Raw genomic sequence first — 11,243 nt, 5'->3', positions numbered from 1 at the left:
GACCGCGATCGAGCATGCCGCCGCCCCGTGCGCGTGACGCCCCCCGTCTCTCCGCCGATTGCGATGACGGCACGCGCCAATGCTCCAGCCGGCCGGTCTCCGTGAACGGTGGCGGCAAGGGCGCTGCGAGGAAGGGCAGGGCCGGCGGTGGCGGCAGCAGCCGCGCGCAGGACGTTGCGGCCACGCGAACCGTGCCGAACGAGCTCGTGGCGGAGATCGACGGCGCATTGACCGAGACCCAGACCGACGCGCTGGCGCGTCGCCATGGCCTGAGGCGGATCGCCTCGCAGAACATCCCGCTGCTGGACGCTGCGATCGGCCTGTTCCGCACGGCCGGCAATCGCTCCGCCGACGCGGTGGCCCGCGACCTCGCAAGCGACAGCAGCGTCCGCTCCGTGCAGCCGAACTACCGTTACGCGCTGCAGGACCAGAAGCCGGCAGCGGGCGGCAGTGATCCGGCGCAATACGCCCAGACCCAGCTGCATCTGCCCGAGGCGCACAGGCTGGCGCGTGGGATGAACGTCACCATCGCCGTCATCGACTCCGGCATTGATGCCGACCATCCGGAACTGGCCAACACGGTCGCGGATACATTCGATGCGCTCGGCAGCAAGGATGGCCCACATGCCCACGGCACCGCCGTCGCCGGGGTGATCGCGGCGCGCGTCAGGCTGACGGGGAGTGCGCCGGAAGTGCGGATCCTGGCGATCCGCGCCTTCGGTGCGGCCGCCGGCGGCGCCGAGAGCACCTCCTATGTGATCCTCAGGAGCCTCGATTACGCGGTGGCGCACGGCGCGCAGATCGTGAACATGAGCTTTGCCGGACCGCAGGACGCACTTGTCGCGCGCGCCGTAGCCGCCGCCGCGGCGAGGGACGTCGTGCTTGTTGCCGCGGCCGGCAATGCCGGGGCGAAATCGCCGCCGCTGTATCCGGCCGCCAATCCCGATGTGATCGCGGTCGGCGGCATCGATGCCGGCGAGCGGCTGATGGCGGCCTCGAACCGCGGCAGCTACATCGCGTTGGCAGCGCCGGGCGCCGATCTCCTCGAGCCGGTGCCGGACGGCAAATATCAGCTGATGTCGGGCACCTCCTTTTCGGCCGCGTTCGTCAGCGGCATCGCGGCACTGGTGCTGGAGCGCAGTCCGGCATTGAAGCCCGCCGAGGTACGGAAGGTCCTGACCGGCACGGCCCGCGATCTCGGGACACCCGGGCGTGACGATCTGTTCGGGGCGGGGGAGGCGGACGCGCTTGCTGCGGTGATGGCGGCCGCCAATGCACCCGTCGCGGCCACCGTGGACAAACCGTCGCAGCCCGCACAGGCAGCGGACGGCAATAACACTTCCGTGAGCCGCACGTTGAATGAACCCGCGCCGTCGATCGCAGCGGACGATTCCGCGGCAAATCACCGTGCTGCGCAGTGATTTCCGGTGCCGAGCGCCGGCAACGGTGCGATGGAACCGGGCGACGAAAAGGTTAAAAAAATCGCCGGCGATTTGAACGTCCGCCGTCCTCTCACGACTTATGTGTGTGGGAGCGGTTTATCCCTCCCCGGCTGTATCAGGCGCGAGCGCCCATCCACCCCAAGCGCCCATATGGCTTTGACCCGTCCGGTTGTCCCCCCGGACGGGTCTTTCATTTTGGGGGCTACCTCGTATGACGGACTGGCCGGACGCGGTCACGCTGCGTGATCGCGGCGGGATGCGCGCGATGGCTGCGGCTGTTTGCTGTGGATCGTTCGGCTGCGCAGCGTTCGGGAGCGGCACACATCGCCACCATGCAAGTCGATGACCTGACGATGGTTCGGGCAAGAAACTCCGTAGTCGAGCGGACTTCCTTCATCGCCTGTCCGCGATTAAGAATTTAGTTAGACTTTATTTACCTTTTCCACAGAATATCAGTGTCGCGTCCAGTTGATTCGGTTCGGTTGCGTCTGCGTCCGTTTCTTTCCCTGCGGGCAAGTTGAATGACACATCGGACCGACGTGGCCAGAGGCCAGGAGATCGTTGCACGCTGGTGCAACCTTGCCGAGCAAAGGCTGGAGCACCTCAACGAGCTGTTCGAAACCGGACGCTGGCGCCGCTATCACAGCGAGCAGGCCTTTCTCGAGAACATCAGGGAAGCAAGGGCCGCGGTCGACATCTGGCGCGAATTGCTGACCCGCGAAGCTTCCCTCGACAATTCGCCGATCGATCTGTCTTGGCTCGGCCGCGGCAAGTCGAAACTGCCGCCGCCCGAAATCTCGTCGGTGCCAGAGCGCCGCTCGGAGGCTGCGACATTGGCGGAGGCGGCGATGACCGCGGTCGCGGCCGCGATGGAAACGGCGGCCGAGGTCCTCGAGCAGCCGCCCGTTGTGGCCGACGCACCGCCGCTGGAGATGCCCCCTCCGGTCATGCCGCCGCCGGTGCTCGATCTCGACACCATCCAGCGGCGCTATCCGCTGCTGCGCAACGCGCTGTAGGTGATGAGCTAGCGCCGCACCGCGTTCGTGCCGACCACGAGCTGCGCATATTCCTGGGCGCCGCCCACTGACAGGTCGGTCGTGATCGGGCGGGCGTGATCGAGCCCGACCACCGCGCCGCGCGGGGTTTCCGAGATCATGTTGTTGTTGATCAGCGCGGTGCCGGCGCCCGGCACCACCGAGACGCCGATGCCGACGAAAGCCTTGCGCACGACGTTGCCTGAGATCGCGACGTCGCGCAGATACTGGCCCCAGCCGGCGACGATGCCGAAGGTCGGCGCGTTCTCGATCACGTTGCCGGTGACGGCGCTGTCGGCCTCGACATAGATGCCGATGCCGGCCCCGTCGTTCGGGTCGGTGCCAACAGGGCGCTTCGGCAGCAGGTTGCGGATGATGTTGCCTTGGACCACCGCGATGCGGCCGCCTTCGTTGAAATTGCACACGGAGACGCCGATCGCGGCGCCGTCGACGGTGTTGTTGGCGATGACCGCGGCCTCGAACGCGAACTCCGAATAGAGCGCGACTTCACGGACATTGCTGACACTGTTGTCGGTGATGTGGATGTTGGAGGCCGAATTGCCGCGCACCGCCGAGAAGTCGCAGTTCTTGATGCGGTTGCCGCGCACGATCACATTGCCGGCGCGGAAGGCGTTGATGGCGTTGCCGTACTGTCCGGAGCCGCCGGGACCGGCCTTGACGTCCTCGATGCGGTTGTCGGCGACGATCGAGCCGTCATCGCCGATCGCGGTGCGCAGGATCTCGATGCCGTTGTCGTTGGTGCCCTTGATGGTGTTGCGCGCGACCATCAGGCCGAGCGCGTCGAACGACACCAGCGCCGTCGACGCGATGTCGGTGAAGATGTTGTTGCTGACGTCGCCCGACATTTGCTCGAACCAGATGCCGGAGCCCCCGCTGCCGGTGAACTGGCAATCGGTGATACGGATGTCGCGGCCGGACAGGCAATGGATGAGGCCGCGCCGCGCCGGCAGGGGGACGTTGCCGCCGTCGAAGCTCAGGCCCATCAGCACGATGCCGCCGGCGCCTTCGCCTTCCAGCAGCGAGGCGCCGCCGTTGAACACCAGTCGGCTGGCGCCGCGGACGCCGATCAGCTGGCTGCCGGGCGCAAGCCGCAACAGGCTGGTGCGGTAGACGCCGGGCGGGAACGCCAGCGGCACCTGCGCACGCGCGGCGTCGTCGATCGCGCGCTGCAAATTGCGGGTCTGATCGTCTGGGCTGCCGGGGCGGACGCCATATTGCGTGACGTCGCGGCGAGCGAGCCGGCAGATTGCGCGGCGCGCGCCGCATCCGGCGACATCGCAAGCGCACCGGCGACGCCGGCGGCGGAGGCTCCGATCAGATGGCGGCGGTTGACGTCCATGGGCACAGCCCTCGCAAATAGTCGCGAGCGGTGACGTTCGCGGGTCGAGTGGTAGCGCGAAATGCAGCGCGGCATGGTGAACACGCCGACGCAGCGGAGCGATTGTTGGCGGTAGGGTTAACCCCCGGTGCAGCCGATTCAGATTGTCAAACAGCGATTTCACGGTGTCATCACCCGCCACGCTGTCATCACCCGCGCATGCGCATGCGGGTGATCCAGTATTCCAGAGACGCCGGTGCTTGAGCCGAGAGGCCGCGGCGTACTGGATGATGTGGTGAGGACGCAGCTTCATGTTCTCGCGACATGAATCGTGCGAGCTTTGGATTTCGTTTCGCCCTCTCTGGAACGGATGGCGCAGGGAAAGCCGGGTGCCGATCGCACCCATGGGCCCCGAGCAAAAGGTAGAAAGCTCGGGGGTAGGACCACAGGTGTAACCGGAGCAATCCGGCTTTCCCTGCGCGATGGGTTACGACTTACTTCGCGCTCTCCCCGGCGAGACTGGGCTTGCTTGTCACCGTCTCCGCAAAAACGCTTTCGCGCTTTGCGGGGAGACACCTACCACTAGGGCGTCAGGACCACACGACTTCACCGTCCGCTTCACGCGCACTCGTCAGTTGCGCCATCAGCGTCCACCGCATCCCGCCGCACGTTCGTGACGATCGCGATACGCCCCTCTTGCCGGGCGGGACAGCGGATTCATAGACGTGATTTGGGGTGCATGTCAAGCTAGTTTCTGAGAATCGGAAGTTATCAAGGCTCGTTGAAAAGTTGGGGCGCATGCGGATAGGGCGCAGATGTCGGCTGTTGGGGGTCACGCAGGCAACCTTATGCGTGAGCAGAGCGTTGCTGGTTTTGATCCTTTTCGGACATTTCGTTCGGACATTTCGGTCGATTGAAGCCCGGCTCCTCTTGGCTGATGCTGGGTCGCCATGCTTTGATGTATCGGGAGCGAAACCCAGGTGTCGCCCGGGGTCTCGCCCGTTCATTTTGGAAGTTTCATTGTGACCGACGACATTGCCGAAGCTCCCAAGCGGGTCATTGCTGATCTGCAACGCAGGCTCGACGAGTCCCTTGCCCAGCAGGCCGCAACCGCCGACGTGCTCAAGGTCATCAGCCGTTCGACCTTCGACCTCCAAAGCGTTCTCAAGACGTTGATAACGTCCGCCGTCAAATTGTGCGGCGCCAATCGGGGGTCCATCTTCCTTCGTGAAGGCGACGTGTTTCCGCTGAGAGCGGCGTCCAGCACCACCCCCGAATTCCTGCAATATTGGGCGGCAAACCCGCCAAGAGCCGGCCGCGGTTCCGCCACCTCGCGCGTCATCGCATCGGGGAAGGTCGAGGTTATCGCCGACGTTCTCACCGACCCTGAAATGCAAATGCCCGTGAATTCCCTGAACAGCATTCGCGGGACGCTGGGCGTGCCAATGCTCAGGGACCACAAGGTTGAGGGCGTGCTGGTGCTGACGCGGCCCGAGCCCGGCCTGTTCCCCCAAAGCCAGATCGATCTGGTGCAGACCTTTGCCGACCAGGCGATGATCGCGATCGAGAACGCCCGCCTGTTCGACGAAGTGCAGGCGAAGTCCGCCGACTTGCAAGAATCGCTGCAGCATCAGACCGCAACCTCCGAGGTGTTGCAGGTGATCAGCCGTTCGCCCGGTGAACTCCATCCTGTGTTCCAGACCATCCTTTCGAGCGCGAGCACGATCTGTGATGCCCAATTCGGCCTTCTGCTCCTCTACGAAAGCGGCGGCTTCCGCTGCGCCTCAATTTTCAACCTGCCGTCGGCTTTCGCGGAAACCTTTTTGCGCAATCCGGTCATCTACCCGCCCCCGATCGACCCCTTAGGGCGGTTGATTGCCAGCCGGCAACTCGTCCATGTCACCGACGTCAAGCAGGAGCACGCTTATCTCACGGCCTTCCCGCCAATCGTAGAACTGGTTGAACTCGGCGGCGCGCGAACGCTTTTGCTCGTGCCGATGTTAAGGGAAAAGGACATTGTCGGCGTGGTCGCGATCTTCCGGCAGACGGTTCACGCGTTCTCCGACAAGCAGATTGAGTTGGTGACGAGCTTCGCCAATCAGGCGGTGATTGCCATCGAGAATGCCCGCCTGCTAAGCGAATTGCGCGAGCGCACCGACGATCTCAGCGAATCCCTACAGCACCAGACCGCGACTTCCGAGGTGCTCAAGGTCATCAGCCGCTCGCCGGGCGAACTCGATCCCGTGTTCCAGACAATTCTGGCCAGCGCGACCAATATTTGCACCGCGCAATTCGGAAATCTGTTTGTTCTCAATGAAGATGGCGGCTTCCGTTGTACGTCCACAATCAATCTACCGCCGGCATTCGCGGAAACGTTCTTGCGCCAGTCGGTGATCTATCCGCCGCCTATAGATCCGTTGGGGCGGGTCATTGCGACCCGGCGACACGTTCAGGTCGTTGACGTCAGGCAGGAGCCGGCCTACCTCACGGGCTTCCGCCCGTTCCTGGAACTGGTCGAACTCGGCGGCGCGAAGGCGATCCTGCTCGTACCGATGCTGAAGGAAGATGTGCTCGTCGGCGTGATTGCGATTTTTCGGCAAACCCGCCAATCGTTTTCCGACAAGCAAATCGATTTGGTGACGAGCTTCGCCAATCAGGCGGTGATTGCCATCGAAAATGCCCGCCTGCTAAGCGAGTTGCGCGAGCGCACCGACGATCTCAGCGAATCCCTGCAGCGGCAGACCGCGACCGCCGATATTCTCAAGGTGATCGCCAGTTCGCCGTATGATGTGCAGCCGGTATTCAAATCGATCGTAAGAAGTGCGGCAACGCTGTTCGCCCCCTGCTCGGCGACGATTACGATGCTGAAGGAGGGCCAAATGCACTGGAATGCCAGTGCGGAGCTCGTTGCTACCTTCGATCATGAACGCGCCCGGACCATGTATCCGATCCCATTCGATCCGCAGCGTTCGCCTTCGGCCAAGGCCATTATCGAGCGACGAATCGTCGAAATTCCAGATATTTTGCTGCCCGAAACGCCTGTATTCACCCGGAGTATTGGCACGGTCGGCGGTTTCCGATCAATCACCTTCGTGCCGCTCGTCAGCCAGGCCACCGGCATAGGCACCATCATCCTCACTCACCCCACTCCAGGCTTCAGACTGTCGCAAGGGCAACTCGATTTGATGCAAACCTTTGCCGACCAGGCCGTGATCGCGATCGAGAACGCCCGGCTATTTGACGAGGTGCAGGCGCGAACCAAAGAGCTTTCTCTGTCGCTGGAGGAGCTGCGCACCGCGCAGGATCGTCTGGTGCAGACCGAAAAGCTCGCTTCGCTCGGCCAGCTTACGGCCGGCATCGCGCATGAGATCAAGAACCCGCTCAACTTCGTCAACAATTTCTCGTCGCTGTCCGGCGACTTGATCGACGAACTCAACGACCTGCTTCGATCGCTCGCAATCGACGACAAGGCCCGAGAGGAGATCGACGATCTCACCCAAATGCTCAAAGGCAATCTCGAAAGGGTAGTGCAGCACGGCAAGCGCGCCGATTCGATCGTCAAGAACATGCTCCTGCACTCGCGCGAAGGTGCAGGAGAACAGCGGGCCGCTGATATCAACGCCATTGTCGAGGAGAGTTTGAATCTGGCCTACCACGGCGCGCGGGCCGAGAAATCCGGGTTCAACATTACGCTGAGCCGCGACTTCGATCCATCTGCCGGAATCATCGATCTTTACCCGCAGGAGATCACGCGGTGCTTCTGAATTTGATTTCCAACGGGTTTTACGCGGCATCCAAGCGTGGCGAGATCGGCGACGAAGGCTTCGAGCCGTCACTTACGGCGACGACGAAAAACCTCGGCAACAGGGTTGAAATCCGGATTCGCGACAACGGCACGGGGATTCCACCGGAGGTTAAAGAGAAGATGTTCAATCCCTTCTTCACCACCAAGCCTGCAGGCGAAGGCACCGGACTTGGTCTGTCGATGAGCCACGACATCGTCGTGAAACAGCATGGCGGCCAGATCGAGGTCGACACCGAACCAGGACAATTTACCGAGTTCATCATCACGCTGCCTCGCGCAGCGGCAAAGACCCGGGCTGGAGAGCGCAATTGAGCGTTTACATACTGGTCGTCGACGATGAACCTGACGTCGAAGAACTGTTCCGCCAGCAATTCCGGCGCGACATAAAATCCGGACGTTTCTCCATGGAATTTGCCGCCTCGGCGCCTGATGCGCTGGCACGCGCCGGCGAGATCAAGGATCCGACGCTGATCTTGATCTTGTCCGACATCAACATGCCCGGCATGAGCGGGCTTGAAATGCTGCCGAAGGTGCGCGCGGAACGGCCCGATGTTCCAGTCATCATGATCACTGCTTATGGCGACGCTGCCACGCGCCGCCGGGCGATGGAGCGAGGCGCGGTGGGGTTGTTGACCAAACCGATCGATTTCGCGCTGCTGCGTCACGAGATCGATGCACGTCTTGGGCAAGCCGCATGACCGCAACCATTCTTGTCGTCGACGATGAGCCAGACCTCGAGGCTCTTGTGTTGCAGAAGTTCCGCAAGCAGATCCGCGAGGGCGCGGTGAGCTTCGTGTTCGCCCATGACGGCGTGGAGGCATTGCAGTCGATCGCAGATCATCCGCATGTCGACATGGTCGTGTCCGACATCAACATGCCGCGAATGGATGGCCTGTCGCTGTTGCAGAAGCTGCAGGAGGCGGAGGAAAAGAAATCGACGATCATCGTCTCGGCTTATGGCGACATGAGCAACATCCGCACCGCGATGAATCGCGGAGCGTTCGATTTCCTGACCAAGCCGATCGACTTCGCCGATCTGGAATTGACGATCGACAAAACCATCCGGCATGTTGAGGCGATGCGCGAGGCGCGTCGCCGTCAGCTCGAGGCCGAGCGCGCTCACGCGTCGCTTTCGCGATATTTCTCTCCACAAATCGCCTCACGGCTTGCTGCCGCAGGCGAAGGCATGGATGTGCAATGGCGCGATGTCGCGACCATCTTCACCGATATTGCCGGCTTCACGTCGCTGGTGGAAACGGCCACGCCCGATGTGCTGGGCACGCTGCTCAACGAGTATGTCGGCGGCATGACCGATGTCGTGTTTGCGCACGAGGGAACGGTCGCCAAGATCATCGGCGACGCTATCCAGATTCTTTTCAACGCACCGGGCGATCAGCCGGACTATGCGACTCGCGCCGTTGCCTGCGCACATGCGCTCGATACCTGGGTTGAGGGATTTCGCGAGGGCTGGAAGTCCAAGGGCGTCAATTTCGGAGTAACCCGCATTGGCGTTCACGCCGGGCTTGCGCTGGTCGGCAATTTCGGCGGCGGCCGCTTCTTCGACTACACCGCCTATGGCGATACGATCAACACTGCGGCGCGGCTTGAGGCCGCCAACAAGTTTCTCGGTACCCGTATTTGCGTCAGCGCCGCGGTCGCGGAGGGCGCCAGGGAATTTCGCGGCAGGCCGATCGGCGATCTGTTATTGCGCGGGCGCAGCGAAATGCTACGGGCTTATGAGCCGTTGATTGAAACGACATTCGAGAGGCCGGCAACGGCGCAATATTGCGATGCCTTTGCCAAATTGGAGGCCGAAGACGCTGCGGCGATGCCAGCGTTTGCAGCATTGGTCGGAACGAGCCCTGGCGATCCACTTGCCGGCTTTCATCTCAGACGGCTATTGAACGGAGCCAAAAGCGCGCGCATCCAGTTTGAGCAATAGTGCGGAATGCAGCCTTTCGCCCCGCCGCGCCTCGCATCATCGAATGAGAAGAATGTCCGGTCATGGTCCAACGCTGCGTCCCCCGGCGATGTCCGCTTCCGCGTCGCTGTTGAGGCATTGGCGGACCTCAAACGACGCAGCGTCCCGCTGAGGACACGGCGCAATCCGCATCGCTCACGCGCGCGCGGCCTGCCGGGTCAGCTTCACCAGCTCCAGCAGCATGGCTTCGCCGGCATCGACCAGCGCTTCCAGCGTGATGGATGATTTGCCTGATGCGGTCGTGCCGTCATGGGCGAGCGGCGGAACATGGACGAATTGTGCGAGGTGCAGGCCGTTGTCGCCGTTGACGGCCTCGATCGCGCGCCAGCTCAGATAGTTGCAGAGATAGCTGCCGGCATCGCGCGACATCCGTGCATCGATGCCGGTGGCCAGCGCGGAACGTCGCAGCTTTTCGCTGTGCGGCCCGAACACCTGCGCATCGGCGCCGCTCTCGATCGATGCCTTGCGCGCGTGCTGGCGGCCGGCATCGGGGAAGCGCGTCGTCACCGCATTGCGGGCGCGGCTTTCGATCCGCAGGTGCGAGGTGCGGCCGGCGAGGCCGAACATCAACAGCGCCTGCGGGCGATGTCGTGCGATCAGCTCGGGCAATTCGCGATCGACGGCTGCGTAGGTGACGTCGAAGATGTGGCTCGTCAGCACGACGCTGTCGAAGGCCGGCCGGCGCAACCCGGTCAGCCGCTTCACGAGCGCCATGGTCGGGTTGAACGGCGCACCCGGGAACGGCCCGAAGCCGGTCACGAGGATGCGCAGATTGCCGCTCAATGCAGCATCTCCGCGATCTGCTCGGCGGCAACCGCCGGCGAGATGCGGCCGCCGGCGACCTCGGTCTCCATCTTCTTGACCCTGGCGCGGATCGCAGCGTCCGAGCGCAGCCGCGCCATCATCCGGCCTTCCAGCATCGACCACATCCACTTCACCTGCTGCTCGCGGCGGCGGGCCTCGAATTCGCCCGAGGCGTTCATCGCGGTGCGGTGGTCGAGGACCTTCTGCCAGAGCCGGTCGAGCCCGGCGCCGGTCAGCGCCGAATAGGTCTCGACCGGCGGATGCCAGTGTTCGGAGCGCGGCGCGAGGATATGCAGCGCGCTGCGATAATCGGCGGCGGCGAGGTTGGCGCGCTTGAGGTTGTCGCCATCGGCCTTGTTGATCGCGATCATGTCGGCGAGCTCGACGAGGCCCTTCTTGATGCCTTGCAGCTCGTCGCCGGCGCCCGGCAGCATCAGCGCGAGGAAGAAGTCGGTCATGTCGCAGACCGCCGTCTCGGACTGCCCGATGCCGACGGTCTCGACCAGCACCACGTCGAAGCCGGCGGCCTCGCACAACAGCATCGCCTCGCGGGTTTTCGCCGCGACGCCGCCGAGCGTGCCCGAGGAGGGCGAGGGGCGGATGAAGGCCTGGTCGGAGACGGCGAGCCGCGCCATCCGGGTCTTGTCGCCGAGGATCGAGCCGCCGGTGCGCGCCGAGGACGGATCGACCGCCAGCACCGCGACCTTGTGGCCGTGCTCGATCAGGAACATGCCGAGCGCATCGATGGTGGTCGACTTGCCGACGCCGGGCGAGCCGGTGATGCCGACCCGCACCGCCTTGCCGGTGTCGGGCAGCAGCGCCTGCACCAGCTCGCGCG

Annotated in this window: 6 protein-coding genes and 3 pseudogenes; 6 read left to right on the top strand and 3 right to left on the bottom strand. The window is 63.5% G+C overall.

Annotated elements, in window-relative coordinates; translation table 11 throughout:
* Both H8B02_RS39565 and H8B02_RS39560 read left to right on the top strand, forming a co-directional pair.
* Positions 1-1,421 (top strand): S8 family serine peptidase (locus H8B02_RS39565; RefSeq protein ID WP_229171134.1); only part of this gene is annotated, 1,421 nt, incomplete at its 5' end.
* Positions 1,422-1,963: 542 nt separating this feature from the next.
* Entirely contained in the window at positions 1,964-2,458 is a 495-nt protein-coding gene (locus tag H8B02_RS39560) for a TIGR03809 family protein (RefSeq protein WP_229171133.1), read from the top strand.
* Between the two features lie 8 nt (positions 2,459-2,466).
* On the opposite strand, the pseudogene H8B02_RS39555 reads toward H8B02_RS39560, so the two are convergent.
* Positions 2,467-3,836: pseudogene (locus H8B02_RS39555) on the bottom strand (TIGR03808 family TAT-translocated repetitive protein).
* Positions 3,837-4,795: 959 nt separating this feature from the next.
* Between H8B02_RS39555 and H8B02_RS49180 the strand changes: the two are divergent.
* The 4 genes and pseudogenes from H8B02_RS49180 to H8B02_RS39535 all read left to right on the top strand — a co-directional run.
* Positions 4,796-5,374: pseudogene (locus H8B02_RS49180) on the top strand (GAF domain-containing protein); the annotation flags it as partial.
* Positions 5,369-7,932, top strand: a pseudogene (locus H8B02_RS39545) (GAF domain-containing protein). The pseudogenes H8B02_RS49180 and H8B02_RS39545, both read left to right, overlap by 6 nt.
* Positions 7,929-8,318: a response regulator gene (locus H8B02_RS39540; protein WP_229171132.1), complete on the top strand. Its 390-nt coding sequence runs from the start codon at positions 7,929-7,931 to the stop codon at positions 8,316-8,318. Before H8B02_RS39545 ends, H8B02_RS39540 begins: the two are co-directional and overlap by 4 nt.
* Positions 8,315-9,562 carry an adenylate/guanylate cyclase domain-containing protein gene (locus H8B02_RS39535; protein WP_229171131.1) on the top strand — a complete coding sequence of 416 codons (1,248 nt, stop codon included), beginning with the start codon at positions 8,315-8,317 and terminating at the stop codon, positions 9,560-9,562. The genes H8B02_RS39540 and H8B02_RS39535 overlap by 4 nt, the downstream gene beginning before the upstream one ends.
* 174 nt (positions 9,563-9,736) lie before the next feature.
* On the opposite strand, the gene H8B02_RS39530 is transcribed toward H8B02_RS39535, so the two are convergent.
* On the bottom strand, positions 9,737-10,384 hold the full coding sequence (locus H8B02_RS39530) for a pyroglutamyl-peptidase I (protein WP_229171130.1): 648 nt from the start codon (positions 10,382-10,384) through the stop codon (positions 9,737-9,739).
* Positions 10,381-11,243: methylmalonyl Co-A mutase-associated GTPase MeaB (meaB, locus tag H8B02_RS39525; protein ID WP_229171129.1), on the bottom strand; the 863-nt coding region annotated here is incomplete at its 5' end. The genes H8B02_RS39530 and meaB, both read right to left, overlap by 4 nt.

It is taken from the genome of Bradyrhizobium altum (assembly GCF_020889705.1).
GTDB classification, from domain to species: Bacteria; Pseudomonadota; Alphaproteobacteria; order Rhizobiales; family Xanthobacteraceae; genus Bradyrhizobium; species Bradyrhizobium altum.
Note: the sequence above shows the minus strand (reverse complement) of the source record. Positions and strands in the feature narration are given on the sequence as shown.

What these genes read in the sequence shown, in the direction of transcription:
- H8B02_RS39535 (WP_229171131.1), top strand. Translation starts at nt 8,315, where the DNA reads ATGACCGCAACCATTCTTGTCGTCGACGATGAGCCAGACCTCGAGGCT.
- H8B02_RS39560 (WP_229171133.1), top strand. Translation starts at nt 1,964, where the DNA reads ATGACACATCGGACCGACGTGGCCAGAGGCCAGGAGATCGTTGCACGC.